Source organism: Anaerococcus hydrogenalis DSM 7454 (assembly GCF_000173355.1).
Classification (GTDB): Bacteria; Bacillota; Clostridia; order Tissierellales; family Peptoniphilaceae; genus Anaerococcus; species Anaerococcus hydrogenalis.
Map to the genome: position 1 here is coordinate 13,635 of NZ_ABXA01000020.1, position 26,483 is coordinate 40,117.

A 26,483-nucleotide genomic window follows, 5' to 3' on the forward strand; every position below is an offset into this window, starting at 1 on the left:
TTAAAAAATGACTTTTGCTTTTGCAAAAGTCATTTTTTTACTCAAAATATTTTTCCCATTTATTATCGTAGGTCCAAGCATAATTTCCTCTTTTTTCAGAAATCTTATACTCGTCAAAATCTTTTAAAATTTTTCTAAATGTTCCGCTCATTATTATAAGGGCAATTATATTTGGAATTACCATAAGAGCATTTGCAGTATCAGCCACAGACCAGGCAAATTTTAGGCCACCAATTGATCCTACATAGCAAAAACCAATATAAGCATACTTAAAAATTTCAGCAATCTTTGTTGATCCTGTCAAATATTTTACACATCTTTGCCCATAATAACACCAGGAAACTGCAGTTGTAAAGGCAAATAAAATTAAGGCAAGAGAAACTATATATTTTCCTAAAGGAAGAGTTTTTGAAAAAGATGCTGCTGTTAAGGCAGCTCCTTCAAGGCCCTTTGTTTCATACAAGCCACTAGTAATAATTACAAGGGCAGTCATTGTACAAATAATCATTGAAGATACAAAAACTTCAATAGCTCCCCACATTCCTTGCCTAATTGGATGGTCGGTGTGGCTTGTTGCATGGGCCATTGGTGCTGTACCAAGTCCAGCTTCATTTGAAAAAATTCCTCTAGCAAGTCCCCACCTTATAGAAAGTAAAATGGCAGAACCTGTTGCCCCTCCTGCTACAGATTTTCCAGAAAAAGCACACACAATAATTTCCTTAAAAGCTGGAAGTAAATTTTCAAATTGTAAAATAAGAATTAAAATACAACCGATAATATAAAAAATAGACATAATAGGAACAATTTTTGATGCAAAAGCCCCAATTCTTTTTATGCCGCCAACAACAACCAATAGCATAAAAATTACAATCAAAATTCCACCAATATGAAGATTTAAACCAGTCATTGCATTTAAAGATTCAGAAATAGAATTTGATTGGACCAAGGCTCCTGTTCCAATAATTGCTATAAAGGCAAAAAATGAAAAAATCTTAGCCAAAAATTTTGACCCAGCTCCCTTTTCAATGTAATACATGGGTCCACCAATATATTTTCCATCATCATCCGAAACTCTTGTAGCAACTGCCATAGTTACCTCTACCATTTTTGTAGTCATGCAAACAAAACTTGCAATCCACATCCAAAAAATAGCACCAGGCCCACCAAAACCAATTGCTGTTGCAACTCCTACAATATTTCCAGCCCCAATAGTTCCTGCTAGAGCCGTAGAAACTGCCTCAAAAGGAGAAATTGAATTTTCATCCGATTTTGAATCCTTAACAAGTCTTCCAAAAGTATTTTTAAAAATATAGGAAAAATTCTTAAAGACCCAAAAATTCGACCTGAAAACTAAAACAAGTCCCCCAAAAAGAAGAGCAACTATCATAGGATACCCCCACAAAAAATCGCTCAGCTCACTATTCATTTTTACAATTTTATCCATAGGACAAACCCTCTTTCTAATTTATATACTTTTATTCTTATTATTATAAACCAATTTTTCAAAAATAAAATAATTATTTATAACTTTTTTTATTATAATAAATTTTATGGCATAAAAAAATCAAGGATTCCTCCTTGATTTTAATTTCTTAATAAAGTAAATTTTATCAATTTATAGCAATCATTGTAATTAAAAAAATGTTTATAATCAAATTATATCCCCCGGAAATTAGCAAAATACTATATTATTTGTAAACAAGTAAGTTTATTAGTCTTGAGCTATATTTTATTAATTTTATAAATAACTTATTCTACAAAACTTCTTCTGCTACTTCTTTTATTAGGGCAATTTTTTTCCATTGGTCTTCTTCTGTAATTTTATTTCCTTCTTCTGTTGATGAAAAACCACATTGTGGAGATATTGCTATTTGATCTTTATCTAAGTATTTTTTAGCTTCATCAATTCTAGCTATCAAATCTTCTTTTTTCTCCAAATCTGCCCTCTTACTTGTAACTAGTCCTAGGACAACTTTTTTTCCTTTAGGAACTTTTTTTAACGCCTCAAAAGATCCTGATCTTTTATCATCATATTCTAAGAAAAATCCATTTACATGCTCATCTTTTAATAAATAATCTGCTATTTTATCATAGCCACCCTTAAAGTGGAAGGCTGATTTATAATTTCCCCTACAAATATGGGTTAAAACATTTAATCCTTCTGGTGCCTTATCAATTGCCTCATTATTTATTGTCAAATATGTCTTCTTTAATTCTTCAACGTTTTTGCCGTCTTTTTCATATTCTTTTATTGCATCATCATCAACCAAGGCTCCCCAAGTGCAATCATCAATTTGTACAGTTTCACAACCTAAATCATGAAGTTCTTTGAAAAATTCTCCATAGGCCTTAGCCACATCTTTTATAAATTCATCTTCTTTTTCATAAACCCCGCCTTCTCCAATTTGATTATAAACTGTTCTTAATAATTGGGCAGGAGCAGGTATTGTTTGTTTTGCTCTTATGTCATTTTCTTCAAATTTTTGTACATATTTAAAATGTTCCAAAAATGGGTGGTTTGTACCTGAAATTTTACCTACAATTTTTACTGAGTCTGGCCTTAAAACTTCTCCATGAAATTTTATTCTCTTATCTTCTTCTAGGGTATATTTTTCTATTCCATTTAGGCCCCAGAAAAAGTCATAGTGCCACCAACTTCTTCTAAATTCACCGTCTGTTATAAATTTAAGACCAGCCTTTTTTTCCTTTTCAATTAGTTTTTCAATTTCTTCATCTTCAATTTTTTTAAGGTCAATTTCCTTAATTTCTCCCTTAGAAAAATCTTCTCTTGCTTTTTTTAATCTTTCTGGTCTTAAAAAAGATCCTACAATATCGTATTTGTATGGTGCTCTTACTGTCATTTTTTTCTCCTTAAAAATATAAATTTTTAGGCCTGAGTTAAAATCTGGTTGATATCTTTGTAATAAAAAAGTCCTTATTATAATCAAATGATTATAATAAGGACGAAAATTCCGCGTTACCACCTTAATTGCATAATATTTTATGCCTCTTATCAGATACATTCATATCCTATCTCTGTAACGGGAGATCCCGTCTTGTCCTAAATATCGAACAAGCCCATCGGAGGCCATTTTCGTTTTTGCTTTGTTTTATTCCATCTCAGCTTACGGAACTCTCTTTGAAAACTCTACTAAACTACTTTTCTCGTTTTATGGTTTTTTATTCTTCTAACTTGATACTTATTCTAGCAGGGATTTTTCTTTTGTCAAATTTTTTAATCGTCAAGGCACATTTGGTAAATTTTTCTTACATCAGCTGGGCTAAGTTCAATAAAGCCATCAATTTTCCTTTTTTGCCACAGGCTTTTTTGCTCATTTGGTCAAAATATTTTTCATCAATACCAATTTCTTTAAGATTTGAATCAAGACCCAATGTGTCAAAGAAAAATTCTTTTACCTTTTCAATTGTTTTTTTAGCTACTTCTATTTGATCAAGATTTTTATTAATATCAAATACATTTACTCCCAAATCATAAAATTTATGGGCTGTTGTTTCATTTAATACGTATTCCATCCACCTTGGTGTTAAAATTGCAAGTCCTAGTCCATGAGTTATATCATAAAAGGCTGAAAGTTCATGTTCTATTGGATGAACTGTCCACTGAGATTTGCTTGATGATGAAATAAATCCATTTATTGCCCAAGAAGATGCCCACATCAAGTTTGCTCTTGCCTCATAATTTTTTGGATCTTTCATGGCAATTGGTCCATATTTTATTACAGTTTTCATTAAAGATTCCATAATCCTATCGAGCATATACATTGACCCATCTTGATTGAAATAATTTTCAAAAATATGGGATAAGATATCACTTGAACCACATGCCGTTTGGTATTTACTAACTGTATAAGTAATTTCTGGATTTAAAAATGAAACTTTTGGTCTAGTATCAGGATGGCCTGATGAAAGTTTTTCTTTTGTTTCAGGATTTGTAATAACTCCCCCATTGTCCATTTCAGATCCTGTAGCAGCCATTGTTAGAACTGATAGAAGTGGAATTGCAGGGCTCATAGGCTTTTTCTTTGAAATAAATTCCCAAGGATCAAAATCTGCGAGGGCTCCTGCTGCCATAAATTTTGAAGCGTCAATAGTAGATCCACCACCAACAGCAAGAATTGCTCCAATATCATTTTCTTTAATAATTTTGACCCCTTTTCTTACAGAATCAATTCTAGGATTTGGTTCAATTCCTGAAAGTTCGAAAATTTCTACTCCAGAATTTTTAAGTTCTTTTACTACCTTGTCATAAACTCCATTTTTTTTAATAGATCCCCCACCATAGGTCAAAAGAACCTTATTTGAAAATTTTTTAACTTCCTCTCCCACAAAATCTAAGGCATCTTTTCCAAAATGTATTTTTGTAGGAATACTATAAGTAAAATCTAACATAAATCCTCCTTTATTATTAACCTACTTTATTGTTACCCAAAAACTCCTAATAAAATTTTTCAAAAATAAAAGGGCATATTTAATTTTTTGATTAAATATGCCCAAAATTTTATTCTAATGCTTTTTTAATTTTATCTTTATCAGCGAGTTCTACAATTTCTTTTACTTTTTCTTCTGTATCAAATTCTGTAGCAATTTTTGATAAGATTTCTAAGTGTTCGTCACCCTTTCCTGCTATTCCTATAACAAGATATACTTTTTCGTCATTCCAAGTAATTCCGTTTTTATTTACTATAACAACAAGTCCAGTATTTAAAATTTCTGACTTATAGTCATAAGCTCCGTGAGGAATAGCAAGTCCGTTGCCCATATTTGTATGGAATTCTGATTCTTTTTCCTTCATTCCATCTAAATATTTTTCTGTTGTATAGCCACCAGCTACAAATTTTTGGTTGATTTTTATAAGGGCGTCTTCTTTTGTTGTAATTGAATCATCAATTATAATATTATCATTTGGTAAAACTTCCAAACTTGTTTTTAAATCTGATCTTTTTTCATTTAATAATTTTACTACATCATCAAATTCTTTCGGATTTATATAGGATGATATTATAATTCTTGTCTTAGTTGGTGCTTTTTTCTTAGCAGCTTCTGCTAATTCTTTGTGGACAACTATAAGGTCAGCGTCATCAGGAATTGATTGGATTGATGTATGGATTACATCAAGGTCAAATCCTTCATTTTTTAATCTTTTCTTTAATGATGAAGCTGTCATTGCAGATGATCCCATCCCAGCATCACAAGCTACAACAATTTTTTCTATTTCTTTTGAAGAAATTTCATTTCCTACATTCTCATTTAAGTTTTCACTTACTTCTTCTTCATCGCCAGTATAATTTCTGTAATATCTTTTTACAAAAATACTTGCAACTAAGAAGGTTACAACTGTAGCTGATAATACTACAATTAACATTGATAAATATTTTCCCTTAGGTGTCATCGCTATTACTGAAAATATTGATGCAGGTGATGGGGTATAAACTGTTCCGTAATGAAGAAGTTGCATTACAATTATGTTTGTTGCTTGTCCTGCAATACATGCAATTAAGGTTAGTGGGTTTGATAAAACATATGGGAAATATATTTCATGAATTCCACCCAAAAATTGAATAATCATAGCACCAGGTGCTGCTTCTTTCATGTTTCCTTTTCCAAATTTCCAATAAGCAAGTAAGATTCCAAGTCCGATTCCTGGGTTTCCTATTATCATAAATAATGGAGAATAACCTACTTTTGCAACTTGGGTTAGGCCAAGAGGTGCCATTATACCATGGTCGATTGCGTTATTTAAGAATAATACCCTACCAGGTTCTATTAATAATGAAACAAGTGGTAAGAATCCTTTGTTCATTAAAAATTCAATTCCACCAGCCATTGCATTTGTAACTGATACTACAACAGGTTCTATAAACAAGAAAGATAGAACACAAATAATTCCACCAAGAATTCCTAGTGAGAAATTATCAACTATCATTTCAAATCCGTTTGGAACCTTATCTTTAACTAAATCATCAAATTTTTTAATTATTAAACCTGAAAATGGACCAATAATCATTGCTCCCAAAAACATCGGTATATCTGCACCAACAACTATACCAAAGGTTCCTATAGCTCCTGCTACTGCTCCTCTTTTTCCATGTACAAGTCCACCACCACTATAACCAATTAAGATTGGTAGAAGGTAGTTTAAAAGTGGTGAAATAAGTTCTGCTATTTTTTTGTTAGGAGCCCATCCTGAATCGATAAAGATTGCAGTAATAAGACCAAAAGCAATAAAAGCTCCTATATTTGGAATTACCATTCCACTTAGAAACGATCCAAATTTCTGAAATTTATCACGAGTATTATTAATATTATTTTCCCTAGCCATAATTTTACCTTTCAAATACTAAATAATTTTTGTCGTTTTTACAATTTTTTTCCTATAATTTTCACTTACCTTATCGCTTATTAAATAATCATAATCTTCAATCTTAGAAAATGTAAATGATGATACCTTATCAAACTTGCTTGAATCCAAAAGCATAATTTTTGTTTTTGATGTTTCCATCAATCTTTTTTTAAAGGCCGCTTGGTTTTCGTCAAATGTTGAAAACCCTTTCTTTAAATCGAAAGATTCACAAGATATAAAGGCCTTGTCACAATTTATATTATCCAAAAAGCTTAAAGCCTTGGGCCCATTTGTTGAATTAATATCTCTTCCAATAAGTCCACCAACGAATATAAGCTTAAAGGTTGAATTTTCTGACAAAAAATTTGCTATTGCAAAATCATTAATAATCAAAGTTAGCTTATCAAAACTTGTTAGTTTTTTACAAAGTTCAAAACTTGTTGTTCCTGAATCCAAAGCTATGGTGTCATTTTCTTCAACAAGATCTATTGCTTTTTGGGCAATAATTGTTTTTTTATCAGTATTGATTATCTTTTTTTCACTTATAGTTTGGTATTCACCAATCTTTTTATTTAAAATTGCCCCACCGTGGGTCCTAGTAAGTTTGTTGTTTTCTTCCAAAAAAGTCAAATCTGACCTGATTGTTGGCAAGGAAACATTAAATTTCCCTGCCAAATCAGCCACACTTACCTCATTTTTTTCCCTAAGATAAGTTAAAATTTCTATCCTTCTTTGCTCAGTAAACATTATTTTATATCTTCTGTATTAAATTTTTTCCAAGGAATGTTTACTTCAGCACCATTTTCTATTATGTCGTATATGTGCATTAATAGTGGATATTCTTCCTTATCAATTTTTCCGTTTTTATCAAGAACTGTTATAGCTTGGCCCATTCTTTTTGAAATTACAACAGATTCTAAGGTAACTCCCTTTAATTCTTCCATAGCCTCATCAAATGAAAGACCACGTCCTAAAAGAGTTCCTATCTTTCTTGTTCTTCCACCAAAAACTGTTACGTATAAGTCACCAACACCTAGCTCTATTTGGTTGTCATTTCCGTTTACAAATTCAAGAAGACCTGTCATTTCTTTTGTAGCTTGTGTGAATAATGCTGCTTGAGAATTATAATGAACAGCTCCTATACCTTCTCTTTTTTCAGCAAGACCAACTGCCAAAGTTACTGCCAAGGCATAGGCATTTTTTAAAGCAACTGAAAGCTCAACTGCTCTTACATCTGTAGAAGTTGATATATGGTAATAATCTGTTTCAAAAATTTCCTTGAAGAAATTTACTGTATCAATATCTTCCCCACAATAGCAAACTAAGGAATCATCATGGTCTGCAAGTTCATAAGAAGTACAAGGACCACCAACAGCACAAATTTTTCTGTCAATTCCTTTTTCTTTTAATTTCATTTCCCAATATTCAGGATAAGTTAATAAGTTTCCTTCTTCATCATTAACCATTCCCTTTGTTACTGAAATAATTGGAAGTTTTTCATCAATTTTTGGATAAATTTCATCCAACATCCAATCAACACCAAAGGATGATACACCACATATTACAGCATCAGCCCCTTCTAAAGCCTCATCTAATTCACTTAAATAATAAAATTTAGTGTTTTTGTTTAACTGTCTTTTTAATGTGTTGTGATAAGCAGTTTCTTTTCCTTCTTTGATAATATCATCATCAAGTGGAGATCCTACAAGTCTAATTTCATGACCATTTTCATTTGCAGGCATACTCATTGATGATGCCATCATACCAGCACCGATAAAAACTAATTTCATATTTCCCTTCTTTCTTCGTTTGTTTTTATTTTTTCTTTTTCTTTCGTTAACTTAATTATAGCAGCTTTTATAGTCTTGTCAAATGTTTTCATAATTTTTTAAAAAATTATTTTTCTTTTATTTACTTTTTAATAAAAAAAATCTTTTAATCTTGAAATAAATCAAGATTAAAAGATCTTTTCTATTACTTTATTAATTTTTAGTTAAAATCTAGCTATCTATATCCAAGTCTTCTTTTTTCATAAAGGCTTGGTTGCCAAAATAATCTACTTTTACAAAGTTTTCGTTCTCAATAGATAAAATTTTTACGCTAGATTTCTTTTTTATCTTATCCCACTTTTTTAAGGGATTTATCTTTTCGTACATAAAACAATCTCTTTTTACCAAATAGTATCCGTCAATTTGAAATTCTTTTTTATGATTTTTTTCATGAGCTTGAGTGCTTTCTTCTATTTCTAAAGGATAGTGGTGATTCGATTTTTCTTTACATGATGAAAATAAAAATAAAATCACTAGGCTTAGGCATATTTTCTTAAATATTGTAAACCACCCCCACAATTGGGCATGATAATTTTTTGTACTCATCTAGGCTATTTTCAAATTTCTCTTTTTTACTTTTATTTTCTTTTACAAAGGCAATTTTCCCATCTTCAAATTTTGTCATCATGAATGAAAGATATTCATAATTTTCTTCATTTATCAAAATTAAATCATAGGAATTTTTTATATTTTCCATCATTTCTTTAAAGTCTAAGGAATTTATAATTTTTGCCATATCATCTTCAATGCTTATATTTAAAATTGACAAGTCACCATCTCTAACTATTATTTTTTCAATATTTTTATCAAACTTATAATTATCTAGGTCTGTAAAGTCTAGGTATAGGGTATTTTTTATCCTTGCACAAGATCTTGCAATTTCTAATCCTTGATTTTCTTTCTTTGTTTCCAAATTTATTAAGCCAAAAGTTTTTTCTTTTTTATCAGAAATTTTTACTGCAATTTTTTCATAAACTAATTTATTATTTTTCATCAATAACTCCTAAAAGATCAACTTCAACCTCATCAAAATAATGGTAAGACCTAATTTTTCCAGCAAGAAATTCCTTAGTTACTATAAACAAGAGGGATAGAATTAAGGCCATTAGTCCTAAAAATATTCCTATCAAGATAGGTTTTTTACTAGATGCATCTTTGACACTTACATTTTGTAAAACTTCAATATTATCCTTTCCCAAATATTTTTTAATATCTTTTCTAAATTCTTTAATTATTAAATTTAAGGCAAGAGCTGTTTGTTTTTCTCCCTTACCCTTGTATTCAAAAGTAATAATTCCAGCAGATGCATTAATTTCTGTTTCTAAATTATTTTTTAATTTTTCAGATTTTTTTTCATCATTCATTTTTTTAGCAACATTTAAGTAAAGATCTTCTGAATTTAAAACTTCTCCATAAATATTTGCTAATTTTTCATTTAACATTAGGCTATTATAGGTCAAATCTTCTCCCCTATTTTCTGCTATCAAAATAGCAGCCTTAGCCTCATAAGTATCTTTTGTTTTAGAACTTGTGTAAAAATAACCAATTAGAAAAAATATAAGAGCTGAAATAAATACATATTTTATATTATCCTTTATGATTTTTCCTATTTCTGACGATTTAATTTTTTCCATTTTTTCCTCCTAATTTTTTAGTGATAATATAGCTTGTTCATTTGTAAAGAAAAATCCATAAGCTGGCGCCTTTACCATCAAAAATATGGCATAGGGCACTATATAGACAAAAATGGACAAGTAAACTAAAAAGTGAACATACTCATCTTCTTTTCTAAGTTTTTTTAATAATATTGGTAGATAAAGCATTTGAAATATTCCAAAAAAGTTTGAAAATCTAAAGGCTATGGCTGTTGATGACCTAAATACCAACAAAACTATAGCACAAAACCAAATTGCTTTTATGCTTGTATCTTCAATGGACATTTTTTTAATTTCTTTTTTATTAAAATATATTAAGCTAGTTAAAAATAAAAACAAGGCGTATAAAATTCTAGGGTCAATAAAGCTCATTTCCTTGGCAAAGGTCCCTTGAAAAGTGTAATTTGTTATCTTTAAACTCATAGTACCCATTCCAATAGCTGATAAAATTTGTCCAACAAGCATCAAAACTTGCTTGGAAAAAACTGAAACTAAAAAACTAAGTCCCATAGCTATGATTTGAAAAGTTTTGGATAGGTCAATTTTCATCAAAACAAAAAATGGCAACAAGATAACCGCCGATTTGTGAAAAGAAAGGGCAAGCAAAAGAGCTAATAGAGATTTTATTTTTTTGTTTTTGCTAAATAAGTAAATGCTCAAAAAACCTATTCCAATAGCCGATGCCGTCCTTGAAGTTTGCATATCAAATTGAATAAAAATCGGCAAAAAAATTATGGCCGACAAGAAAGGATTTTCACTTTCCTTTAAGCAAACATAGGCTGTAGGGGCTATAGATAAAAAATTCATCAAAATAATTATAGCCTGTCTAGAAATTCCCAAAACATTTATAAGATATGAAGAAATTCTAAAGCCAATTTCAACAGGGTAGGCAGAAAAAACCTTGGATAAGTCAGTTCCTATGTCTTTAGCAAAGTAAAGATAATTATAATAATCAGCATCTCCACTTCCCCTAAGTCCTGCAAATATAAAAAAGACCAAAAACATCAGGCCTGCTGCATATTTTATTTGTTTTTTCTTATCAAAATCAATCATAGAATTAATGGCATATAAGGATAATTCTATACTTGTAAACATCAAAAAACCCATCTTTACTCCTTTTAAAATATTATATCATAGAAAAAAGAAATTTTACTTAAAAAATCAATATAATATTTAAAAGAAGTAGATGGGAAAATTCTTAAAAATTTTATTTTTCCAAATATTTACTTACTATTACCTGGCAATTTCTCATTGCATCTAAGGCTATTTGGTGGTTTTTTTCACTTGTAGCCTTGCACAAATTTTCATATACAGTTACTTCTGTATCCAAAAGGGCATTTTTTATTAAAATTGCATTTGATAAAACACATATGTCTGTACAAATTCCTGTCATATAAATATTTTTTATTTTTCTTTTTCATTTAATTTTTTCAAATAATCAACAAGGTCATAGGATCCAAAAGATGGCTTATCAATTACCTTGTTATTTTTTGTATCAATTCTTATCTGCCAACCGTGAGAGCCTTTAATACAATGAGCAACTGGAAGGTGAGATCCTTCAAGACTTTGTAAATAATCTTTATCATGGCTATCTCTTGTAAAAATAACCTCTCCATCAAAATTTTCTACTAATTTTTCAATTGGTTTAACAATTTTTTCATTACCATCATTTCCCAAGGCTCCGTCTATAAAATCATTTTGTAAATCAATAACTAATAATACGTCCATGTTTTCTCCTTTTTATTTAGTATATAATTTAAAATTTTTTAATCAAATTGATTTTTAATAAAAAAATAAACCTAGCTTTCGCTAAGTTTACCTCTCACTATAAAATTTTTCAATTCCTAATAAATCTTTTACCTTTTTATTTGAAACTTGGTCTAGGGATTTTTCCTTCCAATTGGCACTTTCCTTATCAATTATCAAAGACCTTATCCCCTCTTTCATAGCTCCTATTTTTCTTGAATATTTTAATATTTTTAAATCGAGGTCAAAAACCTCATCTTGACTTAAATCTTTGCATAGGAAATATTTTTCAAATTGAACTTGGACCATGAAAATATACTTTTCTCTTAAATTTCCTAAAGTTTTTTGAGCAAAGTCATCATCTTTGTTTTCTTCTAAGCTTTGAAGAATCACATCAAGGCTTGAAAATGAAAAATATTTTTCAATTTTTTCCATATTTTTATCAAGACTAGAACTTATTTTTTCAGCCTTAAATTCTTCAGTTTGTCTTTTTAATTCTTCTATTAAATTTTTACCTTGGTAATTTTTTGTAAGCTCTATTAAAATATCCAAGACTTTCTCATAATTTTTAGAATTAATATAAAGATCTGCCAAATTATACCTTATTAAATCTGAACTTTCTAAACTTTCCCCACAAAGACCAAGATATTGGCCGACAGCTTGGGGAAGTTTTGAAAGGTGTTTACAAACACCAACATCCGGTACAAAACCAAGTCTAGTTTCTGGCATTGCCCAATTTACACTTTCATCACAAATAATAAAATCAGAATTGATAGTAAGGCCAATTCCTCCTCCCATCACTATTCCAAAATAATGGCTAATAAGAGGTTTTTTGTAATTTTTAACATACTTATCAAGGATAAACTCTTCTTGGTAAAATTCATCCTTATTTTCACACTCATCATTTAAAAGATAGTCATTATAAATAGACTTTAAATCTCCACCAGCACAAAATCCTTTTGGACAAAGTGAATCAAATAAAACAGCCCTAATTTGATCATCATCTTCCCATTTTTTTAAAATTTTTTCTATACTTTCTATCATTTCTAAATTCAAGGCATTTAAAACTTTGGGCCTATCCAAATAAATAATGCCAAGATTTTCTATAATTTTTTCTTTAATCATTTTTATCACCTATATTTAAGATATTTGAAAAACAAAAATTGTCAAGATTTTTTACATGAAAAAAGACCCAAAAATGGGTCTTAGTCTTATCTTAGAGCTTGTCTAAAGTTAGATTTTTTAGCATATTCTTCTGATTTAAACCAAATTATATTTTCATCACTGATTTTATCAAAGTCTCTTTTGTCTGGTGTATGATATATAAATTCATGTTTTTTCTTATTGTAAGAATTCATATTTCCCTTTATTTTTGGCCAACCTTCTGGGCAAACAGGTCCCAAACAATAAGTTCCTTTTTCAAGGTTCATATATTGCTCATTTTTAAGCTTGTAACCTTGACTTAGATTATCTAGATTAGATGAATCTTCAGTGCTTGTTTGATCTTCAATATCAGAAATATCATTGCTATTTGAATTTTCTACTAAATCACTTGGATCTTCTGTCTTTTCTTCACTTTCTTTTAAAGCCCTAAGCTTTTCTAAAATTTCATCAGCCTCTTTTATCAAACTTTGGCTCTCATCTAGAACTTTTTGATCTTCTGGACTGATTTTTCTTGCAAGTCTTATCAAAGCTTGGTTATATGCTTTAATATTTTTATTTTTTGAATTTTCTACCTTTTCAATTGTTTCAATCACATCTTTTTCATAAACTGAATTATCTTGGTCTGCTTTTACATAAAATGGAGTAAAAAATCCTATAATTAAGGCAAGCAATCCAGCCTTTAAAAATTTATTTTTCATTTTATTCTCCTATATATTTCTTATCTTTCTTAAGATAATAAGTGATCCAAATAAAAAGATGCCCACTGCTGATAGGCTTTTTACACCAGTTTTTACGTTAGAAGCTTTTCTTCCATTATTTATTGGAGTTTTACTTAAATTTGATTTGTCTTTATCATCTAATTTAACAAGTTTTGCGACTTTACTAGTACTTTTATTTGATGAGCTTTCTTCTTTTAATAACTTCTTATATTTTTCATTATAATCTTTTATTAATTTATCAACATCATCTGAACTTAAATTTTCATCTTTTAATCCATCTTTAATTTTATTATATGAGTCCAATAAATTTTTCTTCATGCCCTCATCTAATTTAAAATATCCTTCCAAAACTTCTAAAAGCCTAGTTTTATTTTTAATTAAGTCCAAATTATTGACCTCATCACCCATATGAAAATCTTTAAAATCTTCTTTTGGAAGTTTATCTAATAATCTATTAAATTTATCCCTAGCCTCTAAGATTTCCTTTGATTCTTTTTCGCCCTTTAAATTATTCAAATCATTGGTGTTTTTATCTAATTTTTCTACTATTGAATTTGCACTATTAATAATTTCATCAGTACTTGATGCATAAGTGCTTACTTTACTCACACAAAAAGATAAGGACAAAACTGCTACAAAAACAAGTTTTTTCTTTAAATTTTTCATAAATACCCCCACATTTTTTTCTTATTCATATAATACATTATTAATATATAAATTGTCAATTTATAAAAAATACCCTAGTTTTTTAGAATAAATTTAATTTTTATAAATTTTGGGTAAATAAGTTAATAGAATTTGGAGGCTTTATGAAAATAAAAAATAAAAATTATATCATTGGACTTGTCATGTTCATCTTGACACTTATTTTCTCTTATATGGGATACAGGGGGATATTTTTTCAATATAAGTACATAGAAATTTTAAAAATCCATGATAATCCCTTGGTTTTTGATAAGATTTGTCTTTATATTTGGCCCCTTATTTACATTTTTTCTCTTATATTTTTGCTCTTGCCTTATATAAAAAATCTTACAATGACAGATGAAGAAATTTATTATGAAAAATTGATGCCACTTTTTATTTATTGGAATATGGCAAATGGAATTTATAGTGTTATGGTAAATAATAACTACTTAATGCCTGCCCTAATTGCTATAATGGGGTATTCTTTAGTTTTAATTACTATGGTAAGAATAATTGACCAATATAAGGATTTTTCTAAAAAATATAAGTATTTAGTAACTCTTCCTACAGGAATCCATACGGGTTTTCTTATATTTTTTGTTTTTACAAATATCTTGATGTATTTGGGCCAAAATAAAAAAGATCCGTCCTCTATTTTTACAATAATTTTTGCCCTAATTTTATTAATCCTTTTAAGTGCAACAATTTTATTTGTCTATAAGGAAAATAAAAATCCCGGCTTAATTATTGGATATTTGTGGGCTATGATTGGAATAATATCAAGGCAAAGACCTAATAAAATAATATTTATAGGATCAATTATTTTATTTGCCCTAAGTATAATAATATCTATTTATATTAAAAATTTTAAAGAAAAAAATTCTAGCAAGTAGTAATTTGCTAGAATTTTTCTTTATTGTAAAATTTCTTCAACTATAGCAATTGGCTTGGTTTTTTCTTTTGAATAGGTAAAGGTATGGTAAAAACTTTCTATCCACTCATGATCTAATTTTTTATCATGATAAACTAGGCAAAGTGGGTCGCCTTTTTTTACCTTATCTCCTTTTTTAACTTTCATTTCAAGGCCTACAGCATAGTTAATGTCATCTTCTTTTCTCTCACGGCCTCCCCCAAGTTTCATTGATAATATTCCCAAATTCATGGAATGAATATTTTCAATATAGCCTTCATTTTTAGATTTCATTTCTGTTTTAAATTTAGCCTTAGGAAGCAAGGATGGATTTTCAATTTGATCTACATTTCCACCTTGGTAGGCTACCATTTTTTTAAGTTGGTCAAAGGCCTTGCCAGAATTTATGGCATCATTGAGCATTATTCTTGCCTCATTTTTATCCTTTGCAATTTTTCCTTGCATAAGCATAATCTCTCCAGCAGTTAAAACCAATTCTGTAAAATCTTTAGGTCCCTCTCCTTTTACTGTTTCTATAGCCTCTCTTACTTCAAGGGCATTTCCAATTGTATTTCCTAAAGGTTGGTTCATATCTGTAATCATAGCCCTTGTATCTTTTCCAAGTTTTTTCCCTATATTAATCATTGCCATTGCTAGTTTTTTTGCATCATCAATTGTATGCATAAAGGCACCCTCACCATATTTTACATCCAGTAAAATAGTATCAGAACCTGATGCTAATTTTTTGCTCATTATTGATGAGGCAATTAGGGGAATAGAATCAACAGTTGCTGTAACATCCCTTAAGGCATATAATTTTTTATCAGCAGGAACAAGCTCTCCTGTTTGTCCCATTATGGCAAAGCCAATTTCTCTAACTTGTTTTTTAAAATCTTCTTCTTTTAAAAAAAACATTAAATCCTTCTATAGATTCTAGTTTATCTAGAGTTCCTCCAGTATGGCCCAAGCCTCTTCCACTCATTTTGGCAAGTTTTAATCCACAAGCAGAAATTATTGGCCCAAGGGCAAGGGAAGTTTTATCACCAACTCCTCCTGTTGAATGTTTATCAGCCTTTATTCCTTCTATATCAGATAAATCCATAACATGGCCACTGTTTTTCATAGCATCTGCAAGTTTTGCTGTTTCGTGATCTGTCATCGAATTTAAAACAATTGCCATAAGAAGGGCTGATGTTTGATAATCTGGAATTGACCCATCTACCACTCCATCAATCCAAAATTGTATTTCATCATCTGTTAATTCTTTTTTATTTTCTTTTTTTCAATTATATCTACAAATCTCATAAACTCCCTCCACTTAGTAAATAAATACCCATCTAGGAGATTTTAGAAAATATTTACGAATTTTTTTCTAATAATTTTTCTATATTTTTATTTAACCTATCAAGTTGTTTAATCATTAGCCAATTTTGTGCAAATAAGCCGTTAATTCCGCCACTAGCAAACATAGAAGAATTCTCAGATATAAGATTTAAATCTTCTTTTTTATATCCTCTAGTCCGTAATATTCCACTATTTTTTCAAATCCTTTTTCATTTTTTCTATCAAAAATCGCCATATATCCCTCCTATTTATTTTTTACCCAAGCTATTTAAAAATAATTTTTAAAGTTTTTGCCTTATGATATTATTATCCTAGGAGGATTTTATGATAAAAAAATTAATCAAGATTTTTAGGCCAAATATTTTTAGGGTATTTATCTTACTTATTTTGTTTTTAACAATGGGGGCTTATTTTTTAAAAACTAATATGAGCGGTGGACTTCTTCTAGTTGGAGATTTAATTTTTATCTTTGTAACCCTGCTTTTTTCAGATCATTTTGACTTGTACAAGAGTAACAAATATAAAAACCAGTTTTTGCTTGCAGTTTTCTTCACCATTATTATAATTATGGTCTTATCTATGGTTTTGGTATATCTTAATATGGATGTGAATGATTTTAAGGGTTTCAAGTCTATTTCTTTTAACTTATACATGCTAACAGGAGCCTATATTTTATCCCTCTTTTATAAGGAAATTAGGTATTTTTTGGATAAAAAAGCAAAAAAATAAGAAGGAGTCCTTCTTATTTTTTTAATATATCCAAGGGATCTATAGCTTGTGGAGATATGGATAATTTATTTTTGCTATTATAAAATACAAAAATTGGAAAGTTTGTATTTCCATCTTCTATATTTTCTACCAAGGTTTCCATAAAAAATTTCAAATCATTTTGGCTTATATCCTTTTGACTCTTATCTTGGTTAAAAATCCAAAAAGGTGATAGGGGTTTAAATTCTTTTATATCTAAAAGTACTCCTGCATTTTGGTTTATATTTGAAAAACTTACCCCAAAAGCATAAATTCCATTTTCATGGTCTTCCTTTTGGTCTATATTTACATTTTCTGGTATCTTTACCACGTCAATTTCCATTACACTTGTTATTTTTCCATTATTTTTTTCAAATTTTTCTAAAATTTTATCCTTATCTAATTGTTTTTTTACTAGATTATAATATTTTTTATCCTTTAACATTTTCACTCCTTTTTTAAGTAAAATTTTAGGGATGAAATTAACTTACATCCCCAATATTTTTTATTTAATTTTCTATTTCTTTTAATTCTAAACTTTCTATAGAATCTTCTTTTGCCTTATCTTCTTCTTTTTCTGGTATTAATAGGTTCATCAAAATAGCAGAAATTGTTGAAAGCACAACTGGTGATGATCCAATTGCTATTGAAAGTCCTTCTGGCATAAAGGAAACTCCTGCTATTTGTGCGCTTGATACAACTGATGTAAATCCAATTCCAATTGCTACTGATACTCCAACAATTGAAGTATTTCTTGCAGATAGGGGTTGACTTGTTATCATCCTAATCCCATTCATTGTTATAGCAGCAAAAATTGAAAGGGTCGCTCCTCCCAAAACTGGATATGGGATTGTTGTAAGGATTGATGATAATTTTGGCACAAGTCCTGATACCAAAATTATTAAAGAAGCAAGGGTAAATACTTTTTTGTTTATAACCTTATTTATTGAAATAATTCCTGCATTTTGTGAAAATGTTGCTGTTGGAAGGCAACCAAGTGCAGCTAAAAATATATTTGCCACACCAAAACCTATAGTACCACCACTCAATTCTCTTTTTGAAGGAATCCTATTCATTCCTCCAACAGTTGTTGAAGTCATATCTCCTATTCCTTCAATGGCTGTTACAATAAAAATAATTGTTATTGAAAAAATTGCTGATGGTTCAAAAGATATGCCAAAATGAAATGGTTCAACAACAGAAATCCATCCAGCTTGACTTACTGATGAAAAATCAACCATATCAAAAAATAAAGAAATTATGTATCCTATTATTATTGCAAATAATACATTAGCAAGTTTTACCATTCCCTTTCCAAAATGGGTAAAGCCTAGGGATAAAATTAAAGTTATTCCTCCAACAAGCCAATTTTGCCATGCTCCCCATCCAGCTACATCTACGCTTCCTGCGCCTCCAATATTTGTAATTGCAATCGGATAAAGCGAAAGACCTATTACAAGAACAACAGTTCCTGAAACAAGGGGTGGAAAAAGAGGCATTATGTATTTTAATCCAAGTCCAAAAAGTATGGCACAAATTCCTCCAACTACTTGGGCACCAAGAACTATGGCCACAACTTCTTTGGGCCCTCTTGCTCCAAACTGAATTGAAAGTGCAATCATAGTTGGAAGATAGGAAAAGGAAACTCCAAAAATCATGGGAAGTTTTGACCCTATTTTTTTTATAGGATAAATCATAAGTAAGCTTGTTAGGGCTGATCCTATAAGAGAAATTTGAATCATGATAATTGTGTCTGAATGATTAAGTCCTGCTGCTCCAGCAAAAATTAAAGTTGGAGTTATACATCCTGCTATCATTGCTATAACATGTTGAAAAGCAAGGGGCAAGGACTCTCTCAAAGTTGCATCTCCATCAAAACTAAAAAGTCCGTTAAGTGATTTGTTTTTTTCCATATTCTTCTCTTTCATATAAAATTTTTTGTTTAATTTAATCAATTAAAAGGACAATAAAAATTGCTTTTTATAATTGATATAGTAACAAAATACATAATAAGAATATCATAGGATAAAAATTATTACAAACCCTTAAAAAATTTATTTTAAAAAATCTAAATTAATATTTTTCATTAAATTTTTCAAGGTCTAAAAAATAAAATATAAATAAGGAGATTAGAGGAAGAAGGGCGTGTGATAGTATATAAGAATAATTAATAAAATCTAAGGCCTTTTGTCCTTGATCTAATATTTGTCCATCAAATTGACCAATTTTTAAAAAAATTCCACTTATAAAAACTCCCAAGCCAGCTCCTAATTTTATGGAAAAAGTTGTTAATGAATAAATTGTTCCAGTAAGTTTTTTCCCATTTTTTTTAAAAGAAGAATCATCAATTTCTGCTATTATTGCATTTAAAACCCCTGTTTGAGGAGCTGTACCCAAAGATTTTAAAAATATACCCAATAAAAATAAAATAAATGATTTTCTTACAAGAGAGATAATTAAAATAAATCCCCCAAGCAAACCTATACTATGGCCTAATATTCCAGCATCTCTCATAGATAATCTTTTAGTAATCTTTGGTATAAAGGGAAGGGCACATATTATTGGTAGATAGGTGAAAATATTTATTGTAATAAGCCTATCTGTATTTTTTAAACTATATTTTGCAAAGTAAGCCATCATAGTTGATGAAAGAGCAATTGATAGGTAGGTGAAGATATGGAGAAAAAATATGAGGATAAAATATTTATTTTTAAGTAAAATTTTTATGCTTTGGAAAACTTTAAAATCACTTTTTATCTCTTCATCTTTAAGCTCTTTTACTGAAAATACAGGAATAAGTAAAAATATAAGGGCAATAATTGAATAAATAAGGGCAAGCTTTGACCAAGCTTTTTGTCCCTTACCAAAATAAACTATCAAATTAAGGCTATAAGAGTTTATAAAAACTATGGCTATCATGGCACAAAAATACCTAAAAGATCCCATCTCAACCCTATCTTCCTTATTTTTAGTGCAAAGGGCTGTCATAGCCGAATAGGAAATATTGTTCATAGTATAAAAAATTGTTCCAAGCAAGGAATAAATTAAAAATACATAGGCATATTTTCCATTTTGACTGAAATTATCTCTCACATTAAACAAAAGATAGGTAAAAATTACAGTCGGAAAAATTGAAATCAGATACCAAATTTTTGCCTTGCCCATTTTACTATTGGTTTTATCAATAATTCTTCCCATTATTATGTCACTTATTCCATCAAAAATTTTTGATACCATAAACAAGGACCCAATTATGGCAGGGTCAATTTTTATAATATTTGTGCAATAAAGCATTATAAAAGAAGATATAAAAGTCCAAGAAAAATTGGACCCAATATCTCCCAAGCCATAGCCTATTTTTTGAATTTTTTTCAAACTTTTTTCTCTTTCCATATTCATTCCTTAAATTTATAAAAATCCTTGCCAAATTTGACAAGGACCTTATTAATCAGCATGTGGGGAAATTTTCAAATCTAAAAACAAGTCATTATATAGTATTGTTCTTTCCTTGCCAAGGTTTTTAAAAACTTCCAACTTTTCTATATCTTCATCGTCCGGATACAAGGTCTTATCATCTCTTGCTTCTTTATCAATATATTTCATAGCCTTTTTGTTTGGAGTAGGATACCAAACATAATCTGCATTTTTTGCTGCAACTTCTGGCCTTAAAAGATAATTTATTAAGGCGTAAGCCCCCTTGGTATTTTTTGATGTTTTTGGAATAACCATGGTATCAAACCAAATATTTGATCCTTCTTTTGGAATCGTGTAAGAAAGATTTGGATTAATAGATTCTGCCATTGAAGCTTCCCCAGAAAATGTAATTCCAACATCAGCCTCACCTTGGGCCATATACATTCTTATCTCATCAGCAAGGATTGCCTTTACATTTTTCATAAAACCAACTAATTCATCCTTAGTTTGCCTTAAAACTTTCTCATCAGTTTCATTTAAAGATTTGCCATTTGCCAAAAGTCCAATTCCCAAAGTTTCCCTTGCTCCATCAAAAGATAAAATTTCTCCTTCAAATTTAGGATCCCACAAATTTTTCCAAGATGAAAAATCTTCTTTTTTGTACTTTTTGTTGTTATAAATTATACCAAAAGATCCCCAAAAATATGGAATTGAATATTGGTTATTTGGATCATATGATAAATTTAAAAATCTAGGATCTATATTATTAAGACCCTTTATTTTTGAATGGTCTAATTTTTTCAAAAGTTTCTTATCTTTCATCATCTCAACCGTATATTCTGACGGAAAAGCCAAATCGTAGGAAGTTTTTCCCTGCTCCACTTTTGCCATCATGGCCTCGTTAGAATCGAAAGTTTCATATATCACGTGATAGCCTGTTTCTTTTTCAAAATCCTTTATAATTTGAGGATCTATATAGTCTCCCCAATTATAAAAATAAATATTTTTTGAATCCTGGTCCTTTTCTTTTTCGTTTAATTTTTTTTGTCCCAAAAATAAAAGAAGACAAATAGTTAAAATTCCTATAAAAAATTTATAAACCTTATTCATCTTGCTCTCCTTTTTTCTTCTCTACTTTGTATGACATAATAGCCAATCGCCAAAATTAAGGACAAAATAAAAATCATGGTTGAAAGGGCATTTATTTCCAGAGAAATTCCTGTCCTAACTCTTGAATAAATTTCTACAGAAAGAGTAGAAAATCCTGATCCTGTCACAAAAAATGTAACTGCAAAGTCATCAAGAGAATAGGTTAGGGCCATAAAAAATCCCGCAAAAATTCCACTTGCAATATTTGGAAGGATAATTTTATTTAAAATAGTAATATCATTTGCTCCCAAATCTTCCGCAGCCTTCATCATATCAGAATTTAAGGCGTAAAGTCTTGGTAGAACCATCAAAACCACAATTGGAATCGAAAAGGCAATGTGAGAGAGCAAAACAGAATAAAAACCCATGGGAATTTTTATTAAAAATGAAAATAAAATCAAAAATGAGGCCCCCATCATTACATCAGGTAAAACCATCAAAACCGAATTTAGGCTTAAAACCTTCTTCTTTAAATTTTTATCCCTCATATAGTAAATTGAAATAGCACCAAGTGTTCCAATAATTGTTGCAATTAAAGACGACAAAAGTCCAATTATTAGGGTATTTATTACAATATTTATTAATCTTTCGTCCTCAAAAACTTTTTTATAATATTTTAGGGTAAAGCTTTCAAAAACATTCATATTACCCCCGCTATTAAAGGAATAAAAAATCAAAAATCCTAGGGGTAAGTACATGACTATAAATAAAAAAATCAAGTATAAATTTCCCAGTCTATTTTTTTTATTTTCCATTTTTGACCGCCTTTTTATTTAAAATAGAAATAACTCCGAACATCATAAAAATCAAAACCAAACCAATAGTCGATCCCATGCCCCAATTTTGAGTTACCAAATAATGTTCTTCTACTGCAGCTCCTAGGGTTATAATTTTATTTCCACCAATAATTCTTGTAATCAAAAACAAGGAAAGAGAAGGAATAAAAACAGCTTGACTTGCAGCCATTACTCCGTCCATAGAAAGGGGAAGAATTATTTTTCTAAAAGTTTGAAACTTACTTGCTCCCAAATCTTCGCTTGCAATTATATATTCATTTGGAATAGAATCTATAGCCCTAAAAATCGGAATTATCATAAAGGGAAGCTCAACGTAGGATGCAACCAAAATAAAGGCAGGATTTGTAAACAAAACCCCCTTACTTGCAAGTCCTAAAAATCCCATAATACTACCGTTTTTATTAAAAAGTCCAATAAAGGCATAGGCCTTTAAAACCAAATTTATCCAAGTTGGAAGAATTACCAAAAGCAAGATAAAATCTTTGTGCTTAGCCTTGGATAAAAAATATGAAAAAGGATAGGCCCAAAAAAGGGTAAAGGCTGTTATCAAAAATGCAGTAAGGATAGAATTAAAGGTCATAATCATATAATTTTTATTTGAAAAATAGGAAATATAATTGTTAAAGGTAAAATTTCCATAAATATCAAAAAATGATTGGTAAATTAATAGAAGAATTGGGGCAATTATAAAAATTAAAATCCAAATATAATAAATAGCTGATAATTTTTGGTATTTTTTAGCCATCATCTTCTCCTATAGCATATTTTTCCATTCTCTTATCAAAATCATCCTCGCTTTCGTTATAACGCATAACGTGGATATTTTCTGCATCAAAAGAAATTCCTATATCATCGCCCTCTTCAAAATTTCTTGTTGTATGAATTTTCCACCTAAAATCAGAAGAATCAAAACAAATTAATTCATTAAAAACTCCCCTGTACAAGATATTATCAATATTTACAACTATATCTGCCTCATCTATTGGGAGAATATTAATATCTTCAGGTCTAATTACAACTTCAACTCTTTCATTTTTATTAATTCCAGCATCAGAGCAAGCAAAAGTTTTATTAGACAATTCAACCTTATAATCATCAACCATCCTAGCCTTTAAAATATTACTTTCTCCAATAAATTGGGCAACATAGCGATTTATCGGTTCATCATAAATATCTTTTGGACTTCCTTGTTGGACAATTTCTCCCTTATCCATTACAAAAATCCAATCACTCATGGCAAGGGCTTCCTCTTGGTCGTGGGTTACAAAAACAAAAGTTATTCCAAGCTCCCATTGCAAATCACGAAGTAAGACCTGCATAGACTTACGAAGCTTCATATCAAGAGCAGACAAGGGCTCATCTAATAAAAGCACATCAGGTTTATTAACAATAGCACGAGCTATGGCAACTCTTTGCCTTTGCCCACCAGACATTTGAGAAATTTCACGTTTTTCAAAACCAGATAAATTAACCATATCAAGAGCTTTTTTTAACCTCTTTTTCTATAATTTTTTTATCAGTTTTTTTAATTTCAAGCCCAAAGGCAACATTATCAAAAACATTCATGTGAGGAAAAAGAGAATAATTTTGAAAAACAGTATTAACTGTCCTCTTATTTGCAGGTACATTCAAAACATTTTCACCATTTATATAAATTTCCCCAGAATTTGCTTCCAAAAAACCGGCAATAAGGTTTAAAATTGTAGTCTTTCCACAACCAGAAGGCCCCAAGAGAGTATAAAATTTTCCTTTTTCTAATTCCAAATCAACAGATTTTAATATTTCTTCATCATCAAAAAATTTAGAAACCTTCTTTAAAACAACAGAATATTTATTATCACACACATTATCACCCCCATAGTTTCTTTTAAAAGTATAACATAAAAGAAGAAAAAACACTCACAGAATAAAAATCACTTTATTTTTTAAAAAAATAAGATGGTTAATTAAAATTATAACCATCCTATTTTTTGACACATTGAAATTTAGAAGTATTCTTTATATATTTATTTTTAAAAAGCATCTCTTAAGATATTTGCCAAATCAAATTTTGTAACCAAGGCTGGATTTGTTGGTGTGCACCTATCGTTTAGGGCTGTAAGTGCCATTTTTTCTACAGCATCATGGTAAGATTTTTCATCAATTTTTCCAAGTCCTCTTAATTTTTCTGGGATACCAAATTTTTGATTCATTTCTTTTATCACTTTGATTAGGCAAGTGTAGTCCCTATGATTTAGTTCTTGAGCTAATTTATCTAATTTTTTCTAGCCTCTTCTGAATTTTTACAATTATATTCTATTACATAAGGAAGAAGTATTGCATTTAATCTACCATGAGAAATATGGAAAGTTCCACCAATTGTATGAGCTAGGGAATGGTTAATTCCAAGTCCTGCATTATTAAAGGCAATTCCTGCCATGTTTGAAACTTCTAGCATCTTTTCTCTAAGTTTTAGCCTATCCCCATCATCATAAACTTTTGGTAAAATTTCAAAAACTGTTTCTATGCAAGTTTTTGAAAAAGTATCAGTATATATTGATGCATTTTTGCTAATATAAGCCTCTATTGCGTGAGTAAGTACATCCATTCCTGTATCAGCTGTAATGAAATTTGGCACAGTTTTTGTAAATTTTGGAATTAATAGGGCATAATCTGGAAGCATTATATCATCTATTAATACTTTTTTATCATTACCAACTGTTACAACTGCAAAATTTGTAGACTCGCTTCCTGTCCCTGCTGTTGTAGGAATGGCTACAAAAGTTTTCTTTGTTTTTTCTTCATTATATATGTCATAAATAATAGCCTTGGTAGCATCGATTGCAGATCCTCCCCCAATTGCACAAATTAAGTCAGGATTTGAAGCCTTTAGGGCTTTTTTTCCTTCTTCAACTAATTCTTGGCTAGGGTCTGGTTTTATTTCACTAAAAATATCATAAGAAATATTTCTATCTAATAATCTTGTTACTTGGTCTATCATTCTACTTTCTACTACAAATGGATCTGTTACAAAAAATATTTTATTAACGTCTAAAGAATTTAAAATTTCTAGGCTATCATCTCCAACATTTATAGTAGGTTTTACTGAAAATGTCATTTATTTTCCTCTACTTTCATTTCTATGGGTATTAGTATCTCTGTTACATATTTTTTTTCATCTCTAAAAGTCCAAGAATCCACTACAAATCTTTCTATAACCTCGTCTGATAATTTATACCTATATTTTTTAGCCCAACTTCTAAGTTTTTCGTAGGATTTACTTAAATTTTCATATTTTCCAAAATGATAAATCGATCCATAAAATCCATCTTTTATAGTGAAGGTGATTTTCTTATCAAGAATTGGTTTTACTGCTTTTTGTATGTATAGACCCTTTATAGGCCTATGTTCCTTCTCATATTTTAATCTTTTAATATAAGAATCAAAATAAAACATAACAGGACCTGTTATCTTGTTATCCTTGCTTTTTACAAAATTTGCAAAGTCTAAATCTAAGACAGTATCTTCATAGTGAAAATCAAAATCCATAGGATAGGAAATTAATTCGCTTTCCTTAATGTATTTAATACTTGGAGTGTTGTTTCCAATTAAAAAAGCTGAAGATGCTTCTGATATTAACTCATTCCAATCTTTTATTATAGTTAATCTTTCTTCTAATCTTTTTATATCATTGCTTGTTCTTTTAATTAGTTCATTAAAAGTTCTACTAACATCATCATAATCTGCATTAAATATAAAATCTCTAATCTCATCCAATGAAAAATTCATAAATTGTAAGTATTTTATTATAGAAATTAAAAGGATAGTATCCTCTGTATAATACCTGTATCCGTTTTCTTTAACTAAGTCAGGTTTTATAAGCCCTATAGTTTCATAATGTCTTAAAGTTCTAGTAGATACATCCGCCTTGTTTGAAGCTTGACCAATGGAATATAATTTTTCTTTATTGATCATTTTTACT

25 protein-coding genes, 3 pseudogenes and 1 other annotated feature are annotated in these 26,483 nt (G+C 29.6%); of the genes and pseudogenes, 2 read left to right on the forward strand and 26 right to left on the reverse strand.

Features of this window, described 5'->3' with window-relative positions:
• Window positions 1-37: 37 nt before the first annotated feature.
• From ANHYDRO_RS03845 to ANHYDRO_RS03910, 15 genes and pseudogenes are all read right to left on the reverse strand, one after another.
• Window positions 38-1,444: an alanine/glycine:cation symporter family protein gene (locus tag ANHYDRO_RS03845; protein ID WP_004813694.1), complete on the reverse strand. Its 1,407-nt coding sequence runs from the start codon at window positions 1,442-1,444 to the stop codon at window positions 38-40.
• 310 nt (window positions 1,445-1,754) lie between these two features.
• Window positions 1,755-2,861 carry a 5-methyltetrahydropteroyltriglutamate--homocysteine S-methyltransferase gene (locus ANHYDRO_RS03850; protein WP_039913965.1) on the reverse strand — a complete coding sequence of 369 codons (1,107 nt, stop codon included), beginning with the start codon at window positions 2,859-2,861 and terminating at the stop codon, window positions 1,755-1,757.
• 95 nt (window positions 2,862-2,956) lie between these two features.
• Window positions 2,957-3,181 (reverse strand) — a binding site (T-box leader).
• Between the two features lie 54 nt (window positions 3,182-3,235).
• A pseudogene (locus ANHYDRO_RS03855) lies at window positions 3,236-4,410 on the reverse strand (iron-containing alcohol dehydrogenase).
• A gap of 109 nt (window positions 4,411-4,519) precedes the next feature.
• Entirely contained in the window at window positions 4,520-6,340 is a 1,821-nt protein-coding gene (locus tag ANHYDRO_RS03860) for a PTS mannitol transporter subunit IICBA (RefSeq protein ID WP_004813701.1), read from the reverse strand.
• Window positions 6,341-6,358: 18 nt separating this feature from the next.
• Complete coding sequence (locus ANHYDRO_RS03865; protein WP_004813702.1) at window positions 6,359-7,108, reverse strand: DeoR/GlpR family DNA-binding transcription regulator; 750 nt, start codon at window positions 7,106-7,108, stop codon at window positions 6,359-6,361.
• Window positions 7,108-8,151, reverse strand: coding sequence for a glycerol-3-phosphate dehydrogenase (locus tag ANHYDRO_RS03870; protein ID WP_004813705.1), 1,044 nt, complete (start codon window positions 8,149-8,151; stop codon window positions 7,108-7,110). The genes ANHYDRO_RS03865 and ANHYDRO_RS03870 overlap by 1 nt, the downstream gene beginning before the upstream one ends.
• Window positions 8,152-8,361: 210 nt before the next feature.
• Window positions 8,362-8,736 (reverse strand): hypothetical protein, encoded by a 375-nt coding sequence (locus ANHYDRO_RS03875; protein WP_244261634.1) that lies wholly within the window; start codon window positions 8,734-8,736, stop codon window positions 8,362-8,364.
• Window positions 8,684-9,184, reverse strand: coding sequence for a hypothetical protein (locus ANHYDRO_RS03880; protein ID WP_004813708.1), 501 nt, complete (start codon window positions 9,182-9,184; stop codon window positions 8,684-8,686). Before ANHYDRO_RS03880 ends, ANHYDRO_RS03875 begins: the two co-directional genes overlap by 53 nt.
• Window positions 9,174-9,824 carry a YveK family protein gene (locus ANHYDRO_RS03885; RefSeq protein WP_004813711.1) on the reverse strand — a complete coding sequence of 217 codons (651 nt, stop codon included), beginning with the start codon at window positions 9,822-9,824 and terminating at the stop codon, window positions 9,174-9,176. The genes ANHYDRO_RS03880 and ANHYDRO_RS03885 overlap by 11 nt, the downstream gene beginning before the upstream one ends.
• A 9-nt stretch (window positions 9,825-9,833) precedes the next feature.
• Window positions 9,834-10,952 carry an EpsG family protein gene (locus ANHYDRO_RS03890; protein WP_004813712.1) on the reverse strand — a complete coding sequence of 373 codons (1,119 nt, stop codon included), beginning with the start codon at window positions 10,950-10,952 and terminating at the stop codon, window positions 9,834-9,836.
• 100 nt (window positions 10,953-11,052) lie between these two features.
• On the reverse strand, window positions 11,053-11,238 hold the full coding sequence (locus tag ANHYDRO_RS10475; protein ID WP_004813715.1) for an isochorismatase family protein: 186 nt from the start codon (window positions 11,236-11,238) through the stop codon (window positions 11,053-11,055).
• 11 nt (window positions 11,239-11,249) lie between these two features.
• On the reverse strand, window positions 11,250-11,573 hold the full coding sequence (locus ANHYDRO_RS10480) for a cysteine hydrolase family protein (RefSeq protein ID WP_004813716.1): 324 nt from the start codon (window positions 11,571-11,573) through the stop codon (window positions 11,250-11,252).
• Window positions 11,574-11,660: 87 nt separating this feature from the next.
• Window positions 11,661-12,716 carry an enoyl-CoA hydratase/isomerase family protein gene (locus ANHYDRO_RS03900; RefSeq protein WP_004813718.1) on the reverse strand — a complete coding sequence of 352 codons (1,056 nt, stop codon included), beginning with the start codon at window positions 12,714-12,716 and terminating at the stop codon, window positions 11,661-11,663.
• A gap of 86 nt (window positions 12,717-12,802) precedes the next feature.
• Window positions 12,803-13,453: a sunset domain-containing protein gene (locus tag ANHYDRO_RS03905; RefSeq protein ID WP_004813721.1), complete on the reverse strand. Its 651-nt coding sequence runs from the start codon at window positions 13,451-13,453 to the stop codon at window positions 12,803-12,805.
• A 9-nt stretch (window positions 13,454-13,462) separates the two neighbouring features.
• The gene (locus tag ANHYDRO_RS03910; RefSeq protein WP_004813723.1) at window positions 13,463-14,140 is read right to left on the reverse strand and encodes a hypothetical protein; all 678 of its coding nucleotides are present in this window, start codon (window positions 14,138-14,140) and stop codon (window positions 13,463-13,465) included.
• A gap of 143 nt (window positions 14,141-14,283) precedes the next feature.
• Here ANHYDRO_RS03910 and ANHYDRO_RS03915 point away from each other — a divergent pair, with 143 nt between their 5' ends.
• Window positions 14,284-15,054: a hypothetical protein gene (locus tag ANHYDRO_RS03915; protein ID WP_004813725.1), complete on the forward strand. Its 771-nt coding sequence runs from the start codon at window positions 14,284-14,286 to the stop codon at window positions 15,052-15,054.
• A gap of 20 nt (window positions 15,055-15,074) precedes the next feature.
• On the opposite strand, the pseudogene ANHYDRO_RS03920 reads toward ANHYDRO_RS03915, so the two are convergent.
• A pseudogene (locus ANHYDRO_RS03920) lies at window positions 15,075-16,376 on the reverse strand (pyrimidine-nucleoside phosphorylase).
• Window positions 16,377-16,739: 363 nt separating this feature from the next.
• On the opposite strand from ANHYDRO_RS03920, the gene ANHYDRO_RS03930 reads away from it, so the two are divergent.
• Complete coding sequence (locus ANHYDRO_RS03930) at window positions 16,740-17,144, forward strand: hypothetical protein (RefSeq protein WP_039913973.1); 405 nt, start codon at window positions 16,740-16,742, stop codon at window positions 17,142-17,144.
• A gap of 13 nt (window positions 17,145-17,157) precedes the next feature.
• Here the strand turns inward: ANHYDRO_RS03930 and ANHYDRO_RS03935 are convergent, their stop codons facing one another.
• The 10 genes and pseudogenes from ANHYDRO_RS03935 to ANHYDRO_RS03975 form a co-directional block, all read right to left on the reverse strand.
• Complete coding sequence (locus ANHYDRO_RS03935) at window positions 17,158-17,607, reverse strand: hypothetical protein (RefSeq protein ID WP_004813733.1); 450 nt, start codon at window positions 17,605-17,607, stop codon at window positions 17,158-17,160.
• 64 nt (window positions 17,608-17,671) lie between these two features.
• Window positions 17,672-19,075 (reverse strand): uracil-xanthine permease family protein, encoded by a 1,404-nt coding sequence (locus ANHYDRO_RS03940; RefSeq protein WP_039913975.1) that lies wholly within the window; start codon window positions 19,073-19,075, stop codon window positions 17,672-17,674.
• Between the two features lie 160 nt (window positions 19,076-19,235).
• Window positions 19,236-20,555 (reverse strand): MFS transporter, encoded by a 1,320-nt coding sequence (locus tag ANHYDRO_RS03945; RefSeq protein WP_148315698.1) that lies wholly within the window; start codon window positions 20,553-20,555, stop codon window positions 19,236-19,238.
• Between the two features lie 51 nt (window positions 20,556-20,606).
• Complete coding sequence (locus ANHYDRO_RS03950; RefSeq protein ID WP_004813739.1) at window positions 20,607-21,686, reverse strand: ABC transporter substrate-binding protein; 1,080 nt, start codon at window positions 21,684-21,686, stop codon at window positions 20,607-20,609.
• The gene (locus ANHYDRO_RS03955) at window positions 21,683-22,480 is read right to left on the reverse strand and encodes an ABC transporter permease (protein ID WP_004813741.1); all 798 of its coding nucleotides are present in this window, start codon (window positions 22,478-22,480) and stop codon (window positions 21,683-21,685) included. The genes ANHYDRO_RS03950 and ANHYDRO_RS03955 overlap by 4 nt, the downstream gene beginning before the upstream one ends.
• Window positions 22,470-23,267: an ABC transporter permease gene (locus ANHYDRO_RS03960; RefSeq protein WP_039913977.1), complete on the reverse strand. Its 798-nt coding sequence runs from the start codon at window positions 23,265-23,267 to the stop codon at window positions 22,470-22,472. The genes ANHYDRO_RS03955 and ANHYDRO_RS03960 overlap by 11 nt, the downstream gene beginning before the upstream one ends.
• Window positions 23,260-24,367 (reverse strand): annotated as a pseudogene (locus ANHYDRO_RS03965) (ABC transporter ATP-binding protein). Before ANHYDRO_RS03965 ends, ANHYDRO_RS03960 begins: the two are co-directional and overlap by 8 nt.
• A gap of 167 nt (window positions 24,368-24,534) precedes the next feature.
• Entirely contained in the window at window positions 24,535-24,726 is a 192-nt protein-coding gene (locus tag ANHYDRO_RS11160) for a hypothetical protein (RefSeq protein ID WP_004813750.1), read from the reverse strand.
• A 50-nt stretch (window positions 24,727-24,776) separates the two neighbouring features.
• Window positions 24,777-25,619 carry an iron-containing alcohol dehydrogenase gene (locus ANHYDRO_RS03970; protein ID WP_004813753.1) on the reverse strand — a complete coding sequence of 281 codons (843 nt, stop codon included), beginning with the start codon at window positions 25,617-25,619 and terminating at the stop codon, window positions 24,777-24,779.
• Window positions 25,616-26,476 (reverse strand): MerR family transcriptional regulator, encoded by an 861-nt coding sequence (locus ANHYDRO_RS03975; RefSeq protein ID WP_004813754.1) that lies wholly within the window; start codon window positions 26,474-26,476, stop codon window positions 25,616-25,618. The genes ANHYDRO_RS03970 and ANHYDRO_RS03975 overlap by 4 nt, the downstream gene beginning before the upstream one ends.
• Window positions 26,477-26,483: the final 7 nt, after the last annotated feature.